This is a genomic window from Mycobacterium montefiorense (assembly GCF_003112775.1).
Taxonomy (GTDB): Bacteria; Actinomycetota; Actinomycetes; order Mycobacteriales; family Mycobacteriaceae; genus Mycobacterium; species Mycobacterium montefiorense.
This window is the reverse complement of the sequence record NZ_BFCH01000018.1, coordinates 1,048,536-1,068,548: the sequence shown is the minus strand read 5'-3', so window position 1 is coordinate 1,068,548 and position 20,013 is coordinate 1,048,536. Positions and strand designations below refer to the sequence as shown.

The window sequence follows — 20,013 nt, the reverse complement described above, 5'->3', positions numbered from 1 at the left end:
TTAGCTAAATCGATGCCAACCCGGCTACCGGCAACATTGCGTGCGCCGCTCCTATAAATAGCAATCTTCCGCATGCCACTGCCGAAGCCGATCAATGCGACATTCGAGGAGACGGGGAATTTCCTCGAAGCTGCGGCGTGTCGCCACGAAAATCACGGTTGAAGTCTGAGTGTGACTCCGAGACGACGACATCAACTCCGGCGCGGGCGAGCAGGAAACGCAGCACAATCCCCGCAGGTCCGCCCCCGACGATGCAAGCCGTCGCCGCTAAATCGGTCATAGTTCGTCACCCCACCTCTCTCAGTCGAGAGCTCCTACGTCACGATCCTTCACCGAAGGCCGATGGCCACACATCACCAACTACCAATGCCGGCAGGTGGTTTTTTGGTCTCTTCGAATGCGAGACAGGTAGACGAACCCACGCGTTCCGGTGGTAGCCGCGGGTTACCTCCGAATGGGCAGGCGATCTAAAGGCAGACGTCCCACCGCTGCGTCCCAGCCCTGCGTCACGCTCGTTTCGATGTGCAAATCCGCGTGCTGTTCGGATCAAGTGCATGGGTGAGTCTTTCCGTGGTCGTGGGGGAGTCGGAACGCGCAGGGGAGTGGCTTCCGGTTGTGCCGGCCAAGGGACGGGCGCAGCGTCACTGTGACGAAATCGTGCAGGCGTTCCATGGATTCTGCGCCGCAATCTGTGGTCGTTCAGATCGGCACGTGTTGCCCCAGCAATGTCTTCTACGGCGCCGTAAACACCCATGCCAGCGTTGTTGATAAGCACGTCGATCCTGCCGGCCTCAGAAATCACCTGCTCGACACGTGGGGGTCGAAACGCGTAGGGACAGCTCGTGCTAGTCAGCAAGCCGGGCGTCGTAGCCACCGGGCGCACCCAGCGCCTGGTCCAGTGTGTCGCGACCCGGGTGAGGGTGCCGAGGTGACGGGACGCGGGATGGCGACCGATTCGGTCGTGATGCGGCCGGCGATATTCATCGATGTTGTCCTTTCACAGGATTCGGGGTCGCATGTGCGACATGCCGAACAACGGGGTCAAAGGGCGCAAGGGGATCGGCGGCACCCAGACGCCGAGCAGATTGACCCGGTGCACGCGAGCGTCGAGCACCCGTCCGATACCCATCTGGTCGATGGGGTCTCGCTCGGAACCGTCGATTTCGAGGGTGAGGTCGTCCACGTGCCGAACGTTGACGACCTCCTCGCGTGGGGTGAAGCCGACCAGCCAGGACGGGAATAGTCCGGACAGTCCGACGACGTTGCGGTGTGGACGGGCGAGGATCGGCGGCGGATCAGAGATCAGGGCGCCGAGGCGGCCGCTCATGTGCAGGAGCTTGTGGCCGCGGCGGCTTGTGGTAGCGCGGATTGCGGTATCGGATAGCGACCAGTCGATCTCACCGAGCTTTTTCGGATAGCCGAGGAGTTCGCGGCCGAGGATTAGGGCGACGTCGTCGTCGAGAATCATCCAGGGGCAATGGATTCCGATGCCTTGCAGCGTCCTGATGTGGACGAACAAGCCCGCCTCGTGATAGGTCGATCCGTAGTTGCAGTCGGGTAACCATGCGGTGAACACGTCCGCGGTAGCCGGTTCGGCGAGCCGAACGCCTGCGGGCAGCCATTGCCGCATCGCGTGCGGGTCGATCTCGACGGTGGCGGTGAAATAGTGCGCGTCTCGGTAGAGACTGCGGCGCGGATCGGCGATGCGCAGTGTTCGGCGCAGATCGGCGCCGAGGCTACGTCCCTGCGATCGTGTGCCAGGTTCCCAATCCATGCTCATTTCACCTTTTGATAGACGGTCCGCAAGATTGGTCCGATCAGGGCGCGTGGCGCGTATTGACCGCTGAGTGTCTGTACTTTGGCGAACACGCCGGGGACGACTCGGCGGCGGCCGGCCGCCATACCGTCGATGGCGGCCTCGGCGGCCTCCTCCGCGGAGACCCACAGGGGTCCCGGTAGCAGGCGGTCGAGGTTCGCGGCCTCGGCGACCTCGGCGTATTCGGTGCGTACCGGGCCGGGCGCGAGCAGTGTGCACTGCACACCGGTACCGGACAGTTCGCTGTGCAACGACTCCGAGAGCGTGTTGGCGAACGCCTTCGTCGCGGCATAGGTGGCATTGTTGGGGCCGGGCTGGTTGCCTGCTGTGGAGCCGGTAATCAGCACGGCACCTGCGCGACGGTCGAGCATCCCTGGCAGCACGGCGAGCGTGAGGTCGTGCACCGCGACAGCATTTAGCTCGACTTGTTGGCGTTCGCGGGCAGGATCAGCCTTCGCCAGCTCCCCGTAGGTGGCAAACCCGGCGTTGTTGCACAGCACGGCGATCTCGCGTGCGGCAATTTCGGTGCATAACGTGTCACGTGCAGCGCCATCTGATAGGTCGACGGCGCGGATCTCCACGGCGATGTTGTGTGCCGCTGTTAGCCGGTCGGCCAGCTCTCGTAGACGGTCATCGCGGCGGGCCATGAGGATCAGCGAATATCCACGGCGCGCAAGGCCTTCGGCGAGCGCGGTGCCGATGCCGGATGAGGCGCCGGTGACGATCGCGCGCGTTGTGATGGTGGGGTCGGGCAGACTCATGGATTTCCTTGTTCGGCTTGGGTCAGGGCTGCGTCAGGGCTCGGACGGTGACTGTCGTGCCTGCGGCGAGCAAGGTTCGAATTGCGCCGGGTCCGCGCGATTGCGCTGCGCCGCCTACGATGTCGCGGAAGTTCGCGGCGTGCCAGGCCAATTGCAGGTAGGAGTTGACGGGGTCGAGGCCGGGCAGTGGGAGCCGCGGTGCGCAGGGCAGCGTGGCCCGTTCGCCGGCGAGCAGGCGGGCCGCGATGTCGGGCTGTAGGGCGAAGGGGCGGCCGAGCCCGATCACGTCCACCGATCCGGCCGCGATTACGTCGTTGATGAAGTCGAGGGTGCGGATCCCGCCGGTCAGCATGAGCGGTAGGGCGCTCTGTGCGCGCAATGCTTCGGCGTAGCGCAGGAAGTACGCTTCCCGACGGCGGGTGTTGTCCGCCGCGATGCCGGTCATCGCGGGCGCCTCGTAGTTGCCGCCAGAGATTTCAAGCAGGTCGACGTCGGCCCGCTCGAGGGCGAGCGCGATGTCAAGGGAATCGGCTTCCTCGAGACCACCCTGCTGGACGTCGGCCGAATTCAACTTAACCGACAGCACTGCCGCCGGACCGATCGCGGCGCGGACGTCGGCGATGATCTCGAGCAGCAGGCGACGCCGGTTCTCGGCGTTGCCGCCGTAGCGGTCGTCGCGCCGGTTAGCCACCGGTGACAGGAATTGGGACAGCAGATAGCCGTGTGCGGCATGTACCTGCACGCCCGCGAACCCCGCGGACACAGCGAGTTGCGCGGTGCGAGTGTACCTTCGGCGCAAATCGGCGATGTCATCGATGGTCAGCGCCCGGGGTTTGCGCAGGTTGAATCCGAGCGCCTGCGGGCGCAACGCGGACGGCCCGACGGGTCGCCGGTACAGCGGTCCGACCGCCACCCGCCCGGGGTGATTGATCTGCATGACCATCACCGAACCTGCGTGGGCACCGGCACGGGCCCAGCTGCCGATGGCGCCGAGGTGCCGGTCGTCTTCGAGGGTGACGTTGCGGGGCTCGACGTAGGCGCGGCGGTCGATCATCACGTTGCCAGTAACGAGCAGGCCCGCGCCACCGCGGCCCCAAGCGTGGTAGAGCTTGGTCAGGGTCTGGCTCGGTGCGCCGTCGATCTGCCCAAGTTGTTCGCTCATCGCCGCCTTCGCGATCCTGTTCGGCAATACGACGCCGCACGGCAGCGTCAACGGGCTCGCGGCAGTCACAGTGGAAGTGGAAGACATCGGCAACTCCTTGGTTGTGGGTGAGTCGGGAAAATGTCAGGCGTTCGCGCGCCCGGCGGCCAGTAAAGGACGGAGCAACCTTCGGGCAACGCCGCCTTGCGTTGGCAGTGGGAGATCGGGCACGCTGGCCGTCGTCCCGGCCGGACCGCTCAGCATCCCTGCGACGGTGACAAGCCCTGTCATGGCGCGCACCAACAGCCGCCCACGCAGCACCTCCCAGCGCAGTTCCGGGCCGCCGGCGAGGATCTGCGCAGACGGCTTGGACACGATGGCGTACAGGTCGCCGATCGGTGTTGGCAGTCGCTGTTGCAGCATGGCGACCTCGGCGAGCAAACGCGCACTGTTCATCAGCAGCATCCCAGCGCCCGAACGCGGAGCGACCAGGCCGGCGAAATGCAGATTGGCCAGGCCGGGCGCGAAGGTATGCGCGACGAGCTTGGGCTGTCCGTTCTCCCAATCGAGCAGTCCGTCGCGCAGGAACGGGAAGCTGGTCTTGAATCCGGTCGCCCACACGATGGTGTCGTACGCACTCTGCGTCCCGTCTATGAAATGTACTGTGCGCCTGACGAATCGGTCGATTTCCGGGCGGATCGTGACACGGCCGTGCTTGAGAAAGTAGGGCAATTGCTGGTTGACTACCAAATCCTGGTCGAAGATCTTGTGCGTGGGCTTACGCAGTCCGAAGTGCCTGAAGCTACCCATGCCCAGAAACACGATCGAACGGAACATCTTCTCCTGCAACAGCTTCGGTAGCGGAACCGACCCGATGTCGAACGCGCTGCTCGGTATTCCGAGCACATATTTCGGTATGAACCAGTAGCTGCGTCGCAGTGACAGCTCCGACCTACCGAAGGTCAGCGCGGCCTCCACCGCCAGATCGCATCCGGAGTTGCCCGCACCGACCACCAGCACGCGCGATCCGTCGAGATCGGTCGGCCGCTTGTAGTCCTTGGAATGGATTTGCTTGCCGGTGAATTCGCCCGGATAGGTCGGCACGTTGACGTCTCAGTAGTGGCCGTTGGCCACTACGACGCCGTTGTACTCGCGGACCTGTCCATTGGCGAACTCGACGCGCCAGCCGGCGAGACCGCTGTCGTCGAGCGGCGTGACGTCTCTGACCAGAGTCTCGAATTCGATGTTGCGCTCAAGCCCGAACGTGTGCGCAAACGAGCGCAGGTAGTCGCGCATCTGAGCAGCACTCGGGAAGTCTGGGTAATCGGCAGGCATGGGATAGTCGGGGTACTCGGTCACCGCCTTCGAGCTGATTAGGTAGGTCGAGTCATACACGCCGTGGGACCAGTTACCGCCGATGGCGTCGGTCGCCTCGATGTGGTCATAGGCCAACCCCAGATCCGAGTAGGCCTTCGCAACCGCGAGGCCGGTGTATCCGGCTCCGATAATGCAGTAACGCTGCGCCACGCCGGTGGTCCTCCCGGTTGAATCTACAGTCACTGTAACTACACTGACTGTAGTATTTGTGGGTAGGTGGGCCGTTGTCAAGCAGGGCCCCTCGCTTCGAAAGGTTCGTCGATCTTGTGACAACGTCTCGAAACCGCGCGTATGCGCCGCGCATGGCACCCGGCGAACGGCGTGAGCAACTGCTCGACGCCGGGCTGCGCATCATCGTCGAACACGGTGTACACAAGGTGTCGATCGACGCGGTGGCGCGTGAGGCGGGCGTCAGCCGCCCAGTCGTCTATGGCCTCTTCGAGGACTCCGGCCAGATGTTGCGCGCACTGCTCGACCGGGAGGAGGCCGGCGCCCTCCTGCAGATGGCCGACGCCTTCCCGCGGATCGGGTCAGACGGTGCCGCGGCGGCGGTAGTCGAGAGTCTGACAAAGTTCCTCGACGCCGTGCAATCGACTCCAGAACGCTGGCGCGCCGTCTTCATGCTCGTGGACAGCAGTACGCCAGCATTCCGTCACCGCGTCGAAGCCGGCAGGCGCGCCTACATCGCCGCGCTTGCAGCGTTCGTGCGATCCGCGGTCCCCGACGATCGGCTCGAATCAGTTGATATTGAGATGACGGCCCGGGCCCTCTTCGCGCTGACGTGGGACGCTGGGCGTCTCGTACTCGACGATCCAGCCAATTACCCACCCGCTCGCATCGCCAAGTTCGCCGATGCCACGTTTCGGGCCATGCCCGCGCTCCGCGGGCCAGACCAAGCCCTCCCGCCGAGATCGGCGTGCAATTCAGACATTGTCGAGCAAGACTCATTCAGCTAGCTTCGAGACGCGGCCCGCGCTGTCAACGCGGGGCCCGCAGATCTCGCTGCCGACCGCCACTAAACGCACCGCCGAGATCCGGGCGCTCAGATAGTGCTGCACGGTCGGATCGGGGCGAACCTGCCGTGTGTGGCTATCCATAAATTTGGAGCGTGTCGTCAGTACCAGTCGTTCAGAAGTCGAGCGGCAGCGAAAGCGTTGAACTGGATGTCGCATGGCGAATGGTCAATGACCCAGCGGAACAGAGCGATTCGTCACTGTGACGTTTCCGGGGGGCTGTCCGGGATGGGCGGGGTATTGGCCGTCTCGGACTCGACAGGCGGGCCTGAGCAAACCACGGCATCAAGCATCCCTCGTCTGGCCATGCCTGTCGGCCGATGGCAGGTGGGGGCGCATGTCAGCGCACCTAAACGTCGTCATCGCTCAAGAGGTGCGAATCCTTGCACCTAAACGCAAACTCGTCGCTTGGTTTCGCATTGGTTTTGTACCGATAAGCGACATTATGTCAACTTAAGCTCGCCGTTTTCCTGTCCCCGACGGTTGACTTCCGGATCTGGCGGTCACGCGATTCCTGTGCTGGCGGCCACAATCAGCCGTCCGGACTCGTTTCGGTGATTCTCGCGTGTTCTTGAAGTTCGAGATCGATGAAAGAGTCGATCATCGCTTCGTATACGCGACCCACTACGTCTGGGGACACGCCTTCCGTGATCGCCCATTCGCGCCGGCGCGCCATCATGGTGGCACGGCGATCAGGTGCTCGCACCGCGTGTTCGTCACTCTTGTAGCGCGCGGCTTCTTTGACGAGCTTTTGGCGGGCCGCCAGGAGCTTGACGATTTGCTCATCGATTAGGTCGATTTGCGAGCGGACTTCAACGATCGACATCAGACAACCGTAGCCGCAGCGACCCCCATCCGAGGCGGCCAGGCCATCTCAGGCACCTGGGTCACGAGAGGCGCGCTGTGATCACAGCGGCCGGAGGGTTCGCGCGCTGCCTAAAACGGTTGATGAATCATCGGAGAAGCCTCTCGATGTGAGCGTTCACTTCACAGGTGCTCTATCTGCTCGAAATGCTCGACGACAGGAAAGGGTTCGTAAAAGCAATGGAGCAGCTCCCGCCATCGCTGATAGTCAGATGAGCCTCGGAAGCCGATGGTGCGGTCTTCAAGGCGCTCCCATTCGACCAACAGCAGGAACACATTCGGTCGCTCGATGCACCGAGACATGGTCAGCACCGAGTGATCTCGGTCCGCGCGATCGCTTGCTCGCGGTCCGCGGCCAGTGCGATGCGACGCGGGTCAGACATGTAACCGTCCATCGCTTCTTCGGAGGCCCACTCGAACAGTTGAATCTCCAGCGGCCTGCCGTCGGCGCCGTCGGTCCAGGCTCGATGAACGACCTTCCCGTCGTGCTCGTTTACCAGTGTGAGGACCGCATCTTCGTAGGCGATTAACGCCTGCTCCATCCCCGGGGTGCCCGCAGAAACACATAGAACGTCTGCTCCACTTCTGAAGGATGACACGAGGCGACGGGCCTTTCCCAATGATGTACGTCTAGGCGATCGCGGCGAAGTCACGCGACAGCAAACGGATCATGTCGCGGAGCGGTGCCAGGGCGCCCGGCCGACCTGTCATAGTCACGCAGGCAACCAGCACCACTCCCCTGCCGCATCTCGGCCGATGCGACAGCTCGTGTCGGGAGGAATACGTCGAGGTCGAATATGGCGGGTTACCAGTAAGCATCGCCACGTTCACTCAACTGCCCCAAGGCTTTCCGCGAGCTCACTGAGCGACCGGCCCGCATGGGAGCAGTCTTCGAACTGTAAGGGACTAACGCATCCGTGGTCACAAGGTGTGTTCGTGAGCTGACAAGGACAGCGGCTCTACAGCGGACCGCCCGGCTTGGTCAAGTATCGAATCCAACGGCCGGCAATCACTACTGCGTCGTCCGCACAGGCGTTAGCTCGCCGAGAGACCCACACCTGGAAGGTAGAAAATGACTCAGTACAGCTGGACGGTGATCGGAGCAGGGCCGGCCGGTATCGCGACGGTAGGCCGGCTACTTGATCACGGCATCGCCGGTGAGGAAATCGCATGGATTGACCCCGAATTCGCGGTGGGAGACTTCGGCGCCAAGTGGGGCGCTGTCCCGAGTAACACCTGCGTCGGGCTATTCCACGAATTCCTCACGGCCTCAGAGTCGTTTCGCTTCACGAAATCAGCGTCTTTCGAACTGAACAGATTCGACCCGCAGCAGACGTGCCCGCTCGGGGTTGTCGCCGAACCCCTGCGGTGGATCACGCGGCACCTAGGTCAACGAGTGCACACATTCCGCACGATCGCGGCCGAGCTGGCACTAACCGAAAGGCAGTGGACCGTAACCACACAACGCGAGGTGACTATGTCGAAAAATGTCGTTCTTGCGGTCGGCTCGGTCCCCAAAAAGCTGCCTTACGATGGACTCAATGAGATTTCGTTCGAGACAGCACTCGACCCGGCGAAGCTCGCGCAGCTGCCGCTAGAGGGTGCCACGGTCGCGGTATTCGGCTCCTCACACTCGGCGATGACTGCCCTGCCGAATCTGCTCAACACCCCAGCGAAAAAAGTCATCAACTTCTACCTCAACCCGCTGAAATATGCGGTGTGCCTCGATGAGTGGACCATGTATGACGACACTGGGCTGAAGGGCCAAGCCGCGCAATGGGCGCGGGACAATATCGACGGAACCTGCCCGCAACGGCTCGAGACATATTCGGTCAATCATCTGGAATTCGACGAGATCCTTCAGACGTGCGACCACGTCGTCTACACCGTCGGGTTTGAACGCAGACATCTCCCGCTGACGCCCCAGTGGGGACCACTGCAATATGACCCAACCAACGGGATACTGGCGCCCGGGCTATTTGGGATCGGTATTGCGTTCCCTGAGTGTTCGATTGATCCGTTGGGAGGTCGCCAATACCGGGTGGGGCTGCATAAGTTCATGCAGCGACTCGAGACGGGATTGCCGCTGTGGCTTCGCTACGGAACATAGCAACGCCCATATCGCGATGATCGGACGAATCACGCCGAGCCGCTGCTACCGATATGACTTAGCAGGTCTCGGACTGCGCCGGCTGGCGGTGTTTGTCCGCCTATCCAGATGGCGCGCAATGCGCGGCGAAGGTTCAAATCCGGCACATGTACCGCACGAAGACGTCCCCCGGCCAGATCGTCAGCCACCGCCAGCCTGCTGGTCACCGCGGGCCCTGCACCAGCGAGCACCGCCGCGCGTACCGCCGCTGCTGAAGACAGTTCCAGTGTCGGAGAGGCTTGCACGAAATCGGTTCCCAGCGCACTGCGCAGCGCAACAGTCAGCGAATCACGTGTTCCTGATCCCGGCTCGCGAGCAACCAGTGCTGTCCGGCCAAGCTCGGATGCGCTCACACCTTTAGACCGACGGGACCATTTATGATCGGCAGCCACAACCACCACGAGCTCGTCGTGCGCAACGATCCGACTACGCAACCCCGACAACGCACCGGGGCGTTCGATGAATCCGAGATCCGCGCTACCGTCGCGCACCGTCGCTATCACTTGCTCGCTATTGGTGGCATTAAGGATGATGTCCGGTGCAGTGCGGCCACGTCGGTTGGCAGCTGCTTGCATCGACACCAGCCAGCGCGGCATCAACTGTTCGGCGATCGTCAGGCTCGCAGCCACTTTCAACTTGCTCCGGCTCTCGCTGCGCAGCGAAGCCAGCCCGGCATCGATCTGGCCGGCGACCTCGAGCAATCGGTCTGCCCACTGCGCTACCACGACTCCCGCTGGGGTCAGCCGCGTCCCCCGCACAGTGCGGATCGTCAGCCGCACACCGGTCTGCGCCTCCATCGAGGTAAGTCGGGCTGACACTGCTTGCTGGGTCAGCCCGAGTTCTCGTCCCGCGGCACCCAGGCTGCCAGTGTTAGCCACCATCAAGAAGACTTCGAGGGCGGACAGTTCGGGCATGCGCGAGCTCAATGTCATTGCTCATCCAACCACAAAGCAGCTTTGTGGCTCCACAAAAAAGCCTGTTAGCTGTGATTCACTTGGGCGACAGTACAAGTCAGACGGCCGAGTCGGGCGCGGTACTCCCCCGTCGGTGTTGTTCATGGTTTGGCGCCGACCGCATTGGCAGAGGAGCGCGGCGGAATCGATTATAGCTCCATGGCTTTGCGATCTGCCGCCGTTGCCGGTGTCAGGTGATCCAGTAGTGTGCCGGCTCGGGCTCTGTCAACATCTGGGTGAGGGTGGTGCGGTTAAATGGCCACAGATCGATGGCCCCGTCGTCCGTGAAATACCAGGAATTGCAACCGGTGTTCCACACCGTCGGACCCATGGCGTCCGCAACCGCGGCGTTGAATTCGTCGGTGGCTTGCTGGGTGACTTCGACTTCGCTGACGTCGTCGTCGCGGAACTTGTTGAGCCACTTGATGATATAGCGCACGGTCAATTCCGCGGCGTACTGCAGCGGAATGGACCCGGTCGGCGAGTTCGGCCCCAGCACGGTGAACAGATTCGGGAATCCGGGAATCGCGGTCATCCGGTAGGCACGAGGACCCTTCAGCCACGCGTCGTCGAGGGTGATCCCGTCGCGGCCGACGATCGACATCGGCCGCATGTAGTTGTGCGGGTGAAAGCCGGTGGCCAGCAAGATCATATCGACGTCGTGGTGCTCGCCGTCGCAGGTGCGGACACCGGTAGGTGTGATCTCGGTGATCGGTTCGGTGACCAAGCGTGCATTGCGTGCCGCGATGGCGCGGTAGTAGGTGCCCGATACGACTTGCCGCTTGCACAATGGTTCGTAGTCTGGGGTGAGCTGTGCGCGTAGTCGCGGATCGCGGATCTGGATATGAAGACTCGCGCGCGCATAGGCTTGCGCCAGGCTGCGCCGCCACGATGGCTTGGTCACGATGTCGGCGAGGATTCCCGACGCCCACTGCAACCGGGCAAACGTGAGGTCCAGCAACCGTGGCCAGCGGCGCAACGCCCGGGCCAGCGACCGAGGTTGCCGCAGCCCCATCGGCGCCCACAAGATCCACTGAGCGGAGCGAGCAAAGTGGGTGAGCGATTGGGCCGTGGGCTGCAATGCCGAAACTACTTGTACCCCAGTCGATCCGGTGCCAATGACCGCGATCCGCCGGCCAGCGGTCGGCAGGTCGGGATCCCATCGTGCGGTGTGGACCACCGGTCCGGTAAACGAGTCGCGACCCGGGATGTCGGGAATGTTCGGATGGTGCAGGACACCAGTCGCGCACACGACGAAGTCTGCCTCCAGGTCGTCCCCGCCGGCGGTGGCCACCGTCCACGTGCCACCGTCGTAGCGAGCAGTGACGACTTCGGTGTTCAGTCGCAGATGCGCGTCCAGCCCGAATCGGTCGACGACGTCACGGTGATATTGCTGGATGTCCGCGCCCGCGGCCCACACGTGACTCCAGTCCGGTTTGGGAGCGAAACCGTACTGGTAGATCTGGGACGGCACATCGCAGGTGAGTCCGGGGTAACGGTTCCAATGCCAGACCCCGCCCACGTCGGAACCCTTCTCCAGGATGGTGAAGTTGGTGAACCCGGCTTGTTTGAAGGTGTACGCGACGGCGATACCGGCCATCCCGGCACCGATGATGACGATCCTGGGATCTCTGGTCATCACCTGTCCTCGCTCTTGGCCAGCGCGCGTCGGACAGCAAGCGGTGCGGTGCGCATGGCGGATTCGAACGCTGCGCGACGCCGGCTACGTCGCATGAAGTGCGCGCCCAGACCCGCGAGATCGGTGTGGTCGGGACTGATGACCACGACCTGGGTGCCGCGGCCCCGTACTATGTCAACCTCGCGCTGCAGCCCGGCCGACATGGCTCGACGGAGCAGATGGTGCTCGAGAAATCCACCGATACCGTAAGCCCGGCAACCATTCTGGGACGCCATCGGCACGATCACATAAATTACGTCGACAGCATCGGGCTCGATTAGATCGACGGACGCGGTCGACGCCGCCCCGCCGTCCACGAAGTGCCGCCCGTCGATCGTCACCGGCGGCATCCAGCCCGGGACAGCCCACGACGCGCGTAGCGCCTGGCCGGCAGTGACTTGCGGCGAGCTCGAAGTTCCGAACGAAACCCGTTCGCCGCGTTGGTAATCGAATGCCACCATCCGACTGTCGGGATGTGGTAGCCAGCCCGACGGCCCGGCGAAGTCATCGGCGAGCTGTTGCAGCCAGCTGGCATCCCCGCGGCCGGTCGGGGCGATACCGGTCGCCGCGGCCAGCCCGCGATGCGTGCGCAGTAGACGCCAATTGAGCGGTCTAGGGATTGGAATTGGCGGCAGGCTCGCCGGTGTCCCCGCGATATGACGCTGAAGACGCTCGTCGCCGCTGACGCCGCGCTGCATCTCGACCAAGTCGCTGATCGAGGCACCCCCGCCGAGCATGGTAATGATCTCGGCACCTGCTGAGGTGCCCTGCATAAGGTCGGCGTCGCGCGGATCGATTCCGGTTTGCTCGGCCAGCGCATGCAGCGCGGCGATGGCCCACGCACCGCCGATCGTTCCACCGCAACCGATCACCACAGCTGTTCTCACGACTGAGACCCCGAATGCGATTGTTCCGCATGGTCTTTGGTCTGGCGGTCCAGGCGTTGCAGATACGCCGAGCGCCCACCGGCGTCGAGTTCGGTTAGGGCGCGACGGTCGGAGATGCGGGATCGGACCGCCTGCTCGACAAACTCGGGCACAAATGCGTCGACAACCGACCACATCGGAGCCACCCAGCCCGGTACCGAGGTGCGGGCGGCGCGGGTTCGCACCGTGCGCAGGATTGCGCGCGCGACGTCATCGGGATCGACTGTCGGCATTCCTCTTCCAAGGCGGACGCCCGAAGTCAGTTCAGTGCGCACCGCCGACGGCAGTACCGCAGACACGGTCACGCCGGTCCCGGCGTACTCCCGCCGCGCGGCCAACGACGCGCCCAGTGCGGCGAACTTGCTGGCGTTGTAGGTCACCATTCCAGGAATCGGAATCATTCCCGCCATCGAGGCAACATTGACCACGTGTCCGGCGCCCTGATCAATCATCGCGGGGATCGCTGCTTGCATGCCGTTGAGGATGCCTCGCACATTGACGTCGAGCACGAGATCGGTAGTGGCTTCGGGTTCGGCCTCGAAGGCACCCAACGGCATCACCCCGGCATTGTTGACCAGAATGTCGATGCGCCCTGAGGCATCCAGTACCCGCGCGACCAGACGCTTCCACGACGACCGATCAGTGACGTCGAGGTGGGAATCGGGGGTGTCGATATCCCCGATCCACACCGTTGCGCCGTGCGCGGCGAAGAGTTCGGCCGTCATGGCGCCGATACCGCGTGCCCCGCCGGTAACGATGACGACCGCCCCGTCGACCGAGCCTGATGGTCGTGATCTACCCATGACGCCTCCCTGCGTTCAAATTGAAATACCCATGGTATTTGAATACCATGAGTTGAATCAATACCTCGGGTACACCCACGAACTATCATCGGCGCATGCCACGGCTGACCAGGGCGAAGCGCCAGGAACAGACCCGCGCGGAGTTGCTGGAGGCTGCCAAACAGCGGTTCCTGGCCCATGGTTACGCGGCCACCAGCCTCGAGGACATCGCCGATGACGCCGGCTACTCCAAGGGAGCGGTGTACTCCAACTTCGGGGGCAAGCCCAACTTATGCCGGGAAGTGCTGGAGTCGATCCACCAGACGAAGTTCACCGAAATGTCCGATCTCGCGAAGTCGGACACAGACCTATCCGAACGGGTTGATGCGGTCAACGCATGGCTGGAACGCACCGCCGGCGACGTGGGATGGACCATGCTGGAACTGGAGTTCGCCGTACTCTCCCGCCACAATTCGGAACTCACCCAAATGATCAGCGCACTACGCAACGAAGCCGCGCAGATGGTCGTCGGCGCATTGCGGTCCATGCTCGCCGACCAAGGGCTGACCGAGCAGCAGCTGATGGGAACCGGCGCTGCGGATAGCCTCGACGATCTCGGCAACCTATTTCTCAGCGCCGGCATCGGGCTGGGTATTCAGCGGGCAATCGACCCGTCGCTGCCGGCCAGACCGGTCACCGGCACCATTACCAGGATCATCAATTTGCTTGTCGCCGTGGGTAGCGGCGCCAACTGAATCGCGATAAGGATTCCGGCCCGCGACACCCCGCTCACTGGACGCCGGTTATCCCGTCTGTGGCATATCTTGGACCGTCCGAGACTTGATGAATCGACACGGAGGGCACGTGCTGGACGACGACGCAACGCTGTCGCCCGCCAGCCTGCTCGAGTTCAATCGCGGCCTGCAGGGTTCGCCGACGATCCGCCTGCTGGCCACGTTGAACCTCAACCTGTACGCGACCCTGATGGAGCGCCAGCTCAGCGGAGGCGTGGTCCCCGAGACCGACCTCGTTGTTCGCCTCGAGCGCGATCTCGCTGAGCTCGATCAGGCGGGCGAGCAGTCCGGCCTGGCCCTAATCAAATCCTGGGCCAGTCAGGGCTGGCTGCACCGGGTCGCCGACCAGCGATCTGGCGTTGAACGCAACCTGTGCTATCTCACCCAGGAGGCGTGCCGCGCGCTTGACTTTCTGCGGGGCATGCGCCGGCAGGACACCATCGCCACCGGGGGCTCGATCAACGGCATCGCGTCCCGGCTCAAGCAGGTCGCGTTGCGGATCGGCAATGACCCCGATCGCATCCGCGCCAGCATCGAAGCCGAGATTGCCGCACTTCAAGCTGAGCTCGACGGGTTGGACGAGGATGTCATCTCAGGTGACCACCAAGAAGACGTCGATCTGACTGACGCCTACGATGAAGCCCACGCCATCGCCCTGCAGATGGAACGCCTGATCACCGACATCGGCCAGTACGGGACCATGATCGAACGGGCAACGCTAGCCCTCGACGAGCCGATTGACAGCAACGCCGAATATCGCGACCGGCAGCGTCGCATGTACACCGACTATGAGGTTGCCTGGGACTCCCAGGGCCGCGACTCGCATCGCGCCTTCCTGCGGATGATCAACGACCCCGACCAACGCGCCGGGTTCGAAGCCGACGTCGCTGCGGTCGCTGGAGCGCTCCCAGCCCTCGACCCGGCACTGCGCAAAGTGATGGCCGGCTTCTTCGAACTGGTCGGCCACCAGATCGACGAAGTGGAACGCGTCCAACAACGCTGCGCGCAGCGAGTCAAACGATTCACCGCGTTCGGCACTCTTGAACAGAGCCGCGGTGTTGCTCGTCAGCTCAACGAAGCCATCGGCGCGGCGCGCAGCCTGCTCAAAGCGTCGCTGACCGACTCTCGGTTGGACATCGAACTCCCCCTAGCCCGGCACGCATTCAGTTCTGTTGGCGCGCTGAGCTTTCGGATCGGCGACTTGTCCAATCCCAAGCCTGCCGAAATCGCGGAGGGCGACGTCGATCTGGCCAGCTTCGCCGCGCTTACCACCCAGGTCGATGCACCTGCGATGTCCGAGATGATCAACACGGCGATCAGCTCCGCGACGAAACTGTCACTCGCGGATGCGGTCGCCATGCTCGACTCGGCATATCTCGGGCATGTCATCGTGCTGTGGTCCTGGGCGCTCAAGCAACCGGAATCCACCCGGGGTTCTGAGTCGGTTACGGTCCGCTTTCGGTCCTTGGACGGGCGTGACCGCGAAATGGAGGTGCCGCACTTGATGTTCACCGAACCGGTTTCCACCCTGTTGACAGCGACCGCATGACCGTCGAAGAAACCGTCGACTACAGCGGATTTTCCGCACTCCCCCAGGTCGATCAGACTGCGCGCACCCCGCACCAGCGCCGACCCCGGTTCGACGGCGATGTGTCCGAGTTACCTGACCGAGCCTGCTGGGCGCTACAGCAGCTGCTGACGCGTCGCTACATCAGTGCCGAAGCCGACCGCGATGTCTACGCCTGGGTGCTGGATTATCGCGCCCAGCTATCGACCAGGCTGTCGGAACTGGATCTGCTGCTACGTGTCGTCGAGGGCGCCGACGTTGCGTTCGTCGAACAGGCTCGCTACGAATCAGCGCGGGGTGCAAAGCTTTTACGCCGGGAACCGCTCGGGACCTACGACTCGATCCTGGCGCTGCACCTAGCACAGATGATGCGCGCCTCGGGCGACCAGGCCGTGGTCATCAGCCGCGAGGAAATGCACGAGCTGTTTTCCGGCGTCCTCAACGATGCCGACCGCGACGCTGTCACGTTCACCGCACGCATCGACGGCGCAATCACTCGGCTTGCTTCGCTGGAGATCCTGCGCAAAACCCGCGACGACGAGGACAGCTACACCGTCAGTCCGGTTATCAACGCCGTCATGACGGCCTCGGTCATTACCGAGCTACAGCAGCAGTTCGAGGTTCTCCTCAACGGCGGCATCAGCCAGTCGCAGGACCGTGACGAGGAGGGCGAACGCGAGGATGACTGAACAGTTCCACTTGTCGCGCTTGCAGGTCATCAACTGGGGTGTCTTCGACGGATACCACTCGATCCCGTTCAGTGACGGTGGCGCATTGATCGCCGGCGCATCCGGCAGCGGTAAATCCTCACTGCTGGAAGCTATTTCGCTTGGCTTCTTACCATTCAATCGGCGCAACTTCAACGCTTCTGGGGACAGCACCGCCGCGGGGTCCAACGCAGGTCGGCGGACCGTCGACAAATACGTCCGCGGTGCTTGGGGTCAGCGCAGCGACGCCGGCACTAGCAAGGTCATGTACCTGCGCGGTGACGGCACCACTTGGTCGGCGATCGCGGTCACCTACACCAGCAATACCGGCCGCACCGTCACCGGCCTGGTACTCAAATGGCTAACCGGCGAATCCCGATCCGACTCCTCGAGCCGATTCGTACTGGCCGACGGCGATCGTGACATCGAAAAGGTCTGCAACCGTTGGGCCGCAGGCCGCTTCGACGCCGTCGTGTTCAAAGACGACTGGCGTTTCTCCACCAAGGTGGAATCGCAGTACCTCGCCCAGCTATACGCCACCATCGGAATCCGTGCGTCCGACGCCGCGCAGCAGCTGCTTGGCAAAGCCAAATCACTGAAAAGCGTTGGTGGACTTGAACAATTTGTCCGGGAGTTCATGCTCGACGAGCCCGATAGCCTGACCCGGCTGCCCGATGCGCTCAAGCAGATCGACCCGCTCGTCGATGCCCGTGAACTGCTGGCCGTCGCGCAACGCAAACGCAAAATCCTCGGCGACATCGAGAAGCTGCAGCAACGCTACGCCTCAGAGTCTTCCGACCTGGGCATCATCGACCTGGTCGACCAGTCGATGGTGCGGGCTTAGACAGATCACGTCCGGCTTGCGCAGTGTCCGGCGCAGATCGAATCGCTCGACGCCACCATCGATCAGCTCGGCAACGAATACGAGGACGTGACCCGCCAGCTCAATCTCGCTAAGGCCGAAGGTGATTCGCTGAACGCGCAGATCAGCGGATCCAGCACCAGCCTGGGCCCGCTGCAGTCGCAGGTGGCCGGTGCCGAGGCGCATGCCGAGCAGGTGTCACGTCGGGCCACCGCCTATGAATCCATGCTCAGTACACACGATCTCGACATCCCGGACACCGCCGACGAATTCTGGAACCTACGCGAGGAACTCAGCACCCGCGCCACCGAGTTGTTGGCCAAACTGGATCGCGGCCGGGAAGTCTCGACCGATGCCGAGTACTCGCAGAAGGTCGCCCGCATCGCGCGCGACGACGCCGCCAAGGAACTCAAACGTGTCGAGCACGTCGGCTCGGCACTTCCGGAGTTCGCCCTCGCCATGCGCGAACATATCTGTGCCGTCATGGGTATCAACCCGGACGAGTTGCCCTACATCGCCGAGCTGATGGATCTGCGGCCGGAGCAGAGTCGCTGGCGCATCGCCGTCGAGAAGGTGCTGCGCGGCGTGGGTCTACGGCTGCTGGTCCCTGACAGCCACTACGCAGCAGTGCTGCGGTTGGTCAACGAGACCAACATGGGTGGGCGATTACAGCTGCATCACGTCCGCGCCAGGTTCGTCGGCGCCGAGGTCACCGAGGCCGATCCGAACACGTTGGCCGGCAAGTTGTGTGTGGTCGATCCAACCCATGACTGTGCCGCCGAGGCCGCCGACGTCATCGCCGCCGCCGGTGATCACGTCTGCGTCGACACACCCGACCTGTTTCCCCGGTTCCGGCGCGCCGTCACCGACACCGGCCTGTACAAGGACTCCGAGCGCTTGGCCATCAAGGATGACCGCCGACCGCTCAAGCAGGCCGACTACATCTACCAGGGTGATGTCGCCGCCAAGATCGACGCGCTGACCGTCGATTTGGCCAACGCCGAAGAGGCGTTCCGCCGAGCTCGCGGCGTCGCTGACGATATCGCCGCCGAGCGTCAGCAGTGGCGCAACCAGGCTGCAGCATTCAAGGCGATCTGCGATCAGTTCGAACAATGGACCCACGTCGACACCGAGACCGCTGATAGACATGCAGACCGGTTACGCGAGCAGTTCGAGCTGCTGCTAGCCGACAATCCCGATATCGAGGCACTTACCGCGCGGGCCGAGGAGTGCTGGGAACAGATCCAGGCCCTGATGACCCGTCGCGGAGCCATCCAGACTCGCCGTGACGACCTCGACGGTCGCCGCACCCGGCTGCTTGAGCTACAGGAACGGCTCGCTCCGGCGTTTGTGTCCGAGCCGCTGATCGACCTGCTGAATCGGTATGCCGCCGATGTGCCGGTTTCACTAGACATGCTCGACCCCGAACCGCACCGCGATGCGGTGTTCACTGCGATCCGGCGCGAACGCGAGCAACTGCGCGAAAGCCGTAGGCGCTCATACGATGAGCTTGCGCGCATTCTCAACACGTTCGACACCGCGTTTCCCGACGCGATCCCCAACGACAGCGATGTGTTCGACGAAAGCGTTCACGATTACGTCGCGTTGTGTCGCCATATCGACGAGCGGGAACTCCCCGAGGCCTACGAGCGGATGCTGCGACTGGTCACCGAACAGGCGCCTGATGCGATCCTCACCCTGCATCGAGTCGCCGAGCAGGAAGCCCGGCGCATCAGCGAGCAGATCGAACGGGTCAACACCGGCCTGGGCGCGGTGGAGTTCAACCGCGGCACCCGGCTCACCCTGCGCGCGATCTCGCGCAGCTTGGCCGGCGCGGCCGAATTCACCGAGATCGTTCGGGCTATCTCGCGGCGTATCGCTGAAGTCGGTCTTGGCGACAAGCAGGCCATCCTGGACCAGTACGCCGATATCTTGCGGCTGCGGAACCGATTGGCCTCGACGGCACCGGAAGACAAGGCCTGGACCCGCGACGCTCTGGATGTCCGCAACCGGTTCGCCTTCGATTGTGCCGAATGGGATGTCAGCAGCGATGAGCTGATCCGCACGCACAGCAACGCTGGCGACAACTCCGGCGGCGAGCAGGAAAAGCTGATGGCTTTCTGCCTGGCCGGAGCTTTGAGCTTCAACCTAGCCAGCCCCGAAAGTGCAGACAACAAACCGATTTTCGCCCAGTTGATGCTCGATGAGGCGTTCTCAAAGTCTGACCCGCAATTCGCTCAGCAGGCTTTGCAGGCGTTCCGCAAGTTCGGCTTCCAGCTCGTCATCGTGGCCACCGTGCAGAACGCCACGACCATCCAGCCTTACATCGACAGCGTGGTGATGGTGTCCAAGCGTGAAGCCACCGGCCGCAACGCTCGCCCGGTCGCGACCGTGACCACAAAGACGATCGCGGATTTCTCCGCTCTGCGCCACGAGATGCGGACGTCGGCGACACTGATGCCTGCCGGGGTGTGATGCCATCGGGCGTGAGCATCGGAGCGATTCGATTGGACGCCTAGATCAATTGCGGGGCAAGTGTTTCCGAATTACTAGCCGTGTACTCAAGTGCGTTGCGTGCTATTGGCGACCATGCGTCGAATGGCGAACGAGTCAGAATCCGCAA

The 20,013-nt window shown here is 63.2% G+C and carries 14 protein-coding genes and 4 pseudogenes; 6 read left to right on the top strand and 12 right to left on the bottom strand.

Annotated features, from left to right (window positions below):
- Nucleotides 1-136: 136 nt before the first annotated feature.
- From DB708_RS17500 to DB708_RS17475, 5 genes and pseudogenes are all read right to left on the bottom strand, one after another.
- Nucleotides 137-280: pseudogene (locus tag DB708_RS17500) on the bottom strand (FAD-dependent monooxygenase); the annotation flags it as partial.
- Between the two features lie 717 nt (nt 281-997).
- Entirely contained in the window at nt 998-1,774 is a 777-nt protein-coding gene (locus DB708_RS17490) for an acetoacetate decarboxylase family protein (RefSeq protein ID WP_108923883.1), read from the bottom strand.
- A 2-nt stretch (nt 1,775-1,776) separates the two neighbouring features.
- The gene (locus DB708_RS17485; RefSeq protein ID WP_108923881.1) at nt 1,777-2,577 is read right to left on the bottom strand and encodes an SDR family NAD(P)-dependent oxidoreductase; all 801 of its coding nucleotides are present in this window, start codon (nt 2,575-2,577) and stop codon (nt 1,777-1,779) included.
- Between the two features lie 22 nt (nt 2,578-2,599).
- Nucleotides 2,600-3,826: an NADH:flavin oxidoreductase/NADH oxidase family protein gene (locus DB708_RS17480; protein WP_108923879.1), complete on the bottom strand. Its 1,227-nt coding sequence runs from the start codon at nt 3,824-3,826 to the stop codon at nt 2,600-2,602.
- Between the two features lie 36 nt (nt 3,827-3,862).
- Nucleotides 3,863-5,245, bottom strand: a pseudogene (locus DB708_RS17475) (flavin-containing monooxygenase).
- A gap of 152 nt (nt 5,246-5,397) precedes the next feature.
- On the opposite strand from DB708_RS17475, the gene DB708_RS17465 reads away from it, so the two are divergent.
- Nucleotides 5,398-6,051, top strand: coding sequence for a TetR/AcrR family transcriptional regulator (locus tag DB708_RS17465; protein ID WP_108923875.1), 654 nt, complete (start codon nt 5,398-5,400; stop codon nt 6,049-6,051).
- Nucleotides 6,052-6,640: 589 nt separating this feature from the next.
- Here DB708_RS17465 and DB708_RS17460 read toward each other — a convergent pair.
- The 3 genes and pseudogenes from DB708_RS17460 to DB708_RS17450 all read right to left on the bottom strand — a co-directional run bounded on the left by DB708_RS17460 (nt 6,641) and on the right by DB708_RS17450 (nt 7,514).
- Nucleotides 6,641-6,934, bottom strand: a complete 294-nt coding sequence (locus DB708_RS17460; RefSeq protein ID WP_108923873.1) for a chorismate mutase — start codon at nt 6,932-6,934, stop codon at nt 6,641-6,643.
- A 161-nt stretch (nt 6,935-7,095) separates the two neighbouring features.
- Nucleotides 7,096-7,281: pseudogene (locus DB708_RS27760) on the bottom strand (antibiotic biosynthesis monooxygenase); the annotation flags it as partial.
- Nucleotides 7,278-7,514, bottom strand: coding sequence for a hypothetical protein (locus DB708_RS17450; protein ID WP_108923871.1), 237 nt, complete (start codon nt 7,512-7,514; stop codon nt 7,278-7,280). The gene DB708_RS17450 and the pseudogene DB708_RS27760, both read right to left, overlap by 4 nt.
- Before the next feature lie 530 nt (nt 7,515-8,044).
- Between DB708_RS17450 and DB708_RS17445 the strand changes: the two genes are divergently transcribed.
- The gene (locus DB708_RS17445; protein WP_108923869.1) at nt 8,045-9,082 is read left to right on the top strand and encodes an FAD-dependent oxidoreductase; all 1,038 of its coding nucleotides are present in this window, start codon (nt 8,045-8,047) and stop codon (nt 9,080-9,082) included.
- 29 nt (nt 9,083-9,111) lie between these two features.
- On the opposite strand, the gene DB708_RS17440 is transcribed toward DB708_RS17445, so the two are convergent.
- From DB708_RS17440 to DB708_RS17425, 4 genes are all read right to left on the bottom strand, one after another.
- Entirely contained in the window at nt 9,112-10,053 is a 942-nt protein-coding gene (locus tag DB708_RS17440; protein WP_108923867.1) for a LysR family transcriptional regulator, read from the bottom strand.
- A gap of 211 nt (nt 10,054-10,264) precedes the next feature.
- The gene (locus DB708_RS17435) at nt 10,265-11,713 is read right to left on the bottom strand and encodes a flavin-containing monooxygenase (protein WP_108923865.1); all 1,449 of its coding nucleotides are present in this window, start codon (nt 11,711-11,713) and stop codon (nt 10,265-10,267) included.
- Nucleotides 11,713-12,639 carry a patatin-like phospholipase family protein gene (locus DB708_RS17430; RefSeq protein WP_108923863.1) on the bottom strand — a complete coding sequence of 309 codons (927 nt, stop codon included), beginning with the start codon at nt 12,637-12,639 and terminating at the stop codon, nt 11,713-11,715. The genes DB708_RS17435 and DB708_RS17430 overlap by 1 nt, the downstream gene beginning before the upstream one ends.
- Nucleotides 12,636-13,481, bottom strand: coding sequence for an SDR family oxidoreductase (locus DB708_RS17425; protein ID WP_108923861.1), 846 nt, complete (start codon nt 13,479-13,481; stop codon nt 12,636-12,638). The genes DB708_RS17430 and DB708_RS17425 overlap by 4 nt, the downstream gene beginning before the upstream one ends.
- Before the next feature lie 95 nt (nt 13,482-13,576).
- On the opposite strand from DB708_RS17425, the gene DB708_RS17420 reads away from it, so the two are divergent.
- The 4 genes and pseudogenes from DB708_RS17420 to DB708_RS17405 all read left to right on the top strand — a co-directional run bounded on the left by DB708_RS17420 (nt 13,577) and on the right by DB708_RS17405 (nt 19,865).
- On the top strand, nt 13,577-14,215 hold the full coding sequence (locus tag DB708_RS17420) for a TetR/AcrR family transcriptional regulator (RefSeq protein ID WP_108923859.1): 639 nt from the start codon (nt 13,577-13,579) through the stop codon (nt 14,213-14,215).
- A gap of 112 nt (nt 14,216-14,327) precedes the next feature.
- The gene (locus DB708_RS17415; protein WP_235616840.1) at nt 14,328-15,803 is read left to right on the top strand and encodes a DUF3375 domain-containing protein; all 1,476 of its coding nucleotides are present in this window, start codon (nt 14,328-14,330) and stop codon (nt 15,801-15,803) included.
- A complete protein-coding gene (locus tag DB708_RS17410; protein ID WP_108923855.1) occupies nt 15,800-16,510 on the top strand; it encodes a DUF4194 domain-containing protein in 711 nt (236 codons plus the stop codon). The genes DB708_RS17415 and DB708_RS17410 overlap by 4 nt, the downstream gene beginning before the upstream one ends.
- Nucleotides 16,503-19,865 (top strand): annotated as a pseudogene (locus tag DB708_RS17405) (ATP-binding protein). Before DB708_RS17410 ends, DB708_RS17405 begins: the two are co-directional and overlap by 8 nt.
- The last annotated feature ends 148 nt before the right edge of the window (nt 19,866-20,013 follow it).

Excerpts from the sequence above, each read along its gene's own strand:
- DB708_RS17490 (WP_108923883.1), bottom strand. The coding sequence starts at position 1,774 with ATGGATTGGGAACCTGGCACACGATCGCAGGGACGTAGCCTCGGCGCC.
- DB708_RS17485 (WP_108923881.1), bottom strand. The coding sequence starts at position 2,577 with ATGAGTCTGCCCGACCCCACCATCACAACGCGCGCGATCGTCACCGGC.
- DB708_RS17480 (WP_108923879.1), bottom strand. The coding sequence starts at position 3,826 with ATGTCTTCCACTTCCACTGTGACTGCCGCGAGCCCGTTGACGCTGCCG.
- DB708_RS17465 (WP_108923875.1), top strand. The coding sequence starts at position 5,398 with ATGGCACCCGGCGAACGGCGTGAGCAACTGCTCGACGCCGGGCTGCGC.
- DB708_RS17460 (WP_108923873.1), bottom strand. The coding sequence starts at position 6,934 with ATGTCGATCGTTGAAGTCCGCTCGCAAATCGACCTAATCGATGAGCAA.
- DB708_RS17450 (WP_108923871.1), bottom strand. The coding sequence starts at position 7,514 with ATGGAGCAGGCGTTAATCGCCTACGAAGATGCGGTCCTCACACTGGTA.
- DB708_RS17445 (WP_108923869.1), top strand. The coding sequence starts at position 8,045 with ATGACTCAGTACAGCTGGACGGTGATCGGAGCAGGGCCGGCCGGTATC.
- DB708_RS17440 (WP_108923867.1), bottom strand. The coding sequence starts at position 10,053 with ATGACATTGAGCTCGCGCATGCCCGAACTGTCCGCCCTCGAAGTCTTC.
- DB708_RS17435 (WP_108923865.1), bottom strand. The coding sequence starts at position 11,713 with ATGACCAGAGATCCCAGGATCGTCATCATCGGTGCCGGGATGGCCGGT.
- DB708_RS17425 (WP_108923861.1), bottom strand. The coding sequence starts at position 13,481 with ATGGGTAGATCACGACCATCAGGCTCGGTCGACGGGGCGGTCGTCATC.
- DB708_RS17420 (WP_108923859.1), top strand. The coding sequence starts at position 13,577 with ATGCCACGGCTGACCAGGGCGAAGCGCCAGGAACAGACCCGCGCGGAG.
- DB708_RS17410 (WP_108923855.1), top strand. The coding sequence starts at position 15,800 with ATGACCGTCGAAGAAACCGTCGACTACAGCGGATTTTCCGCACTCCCC.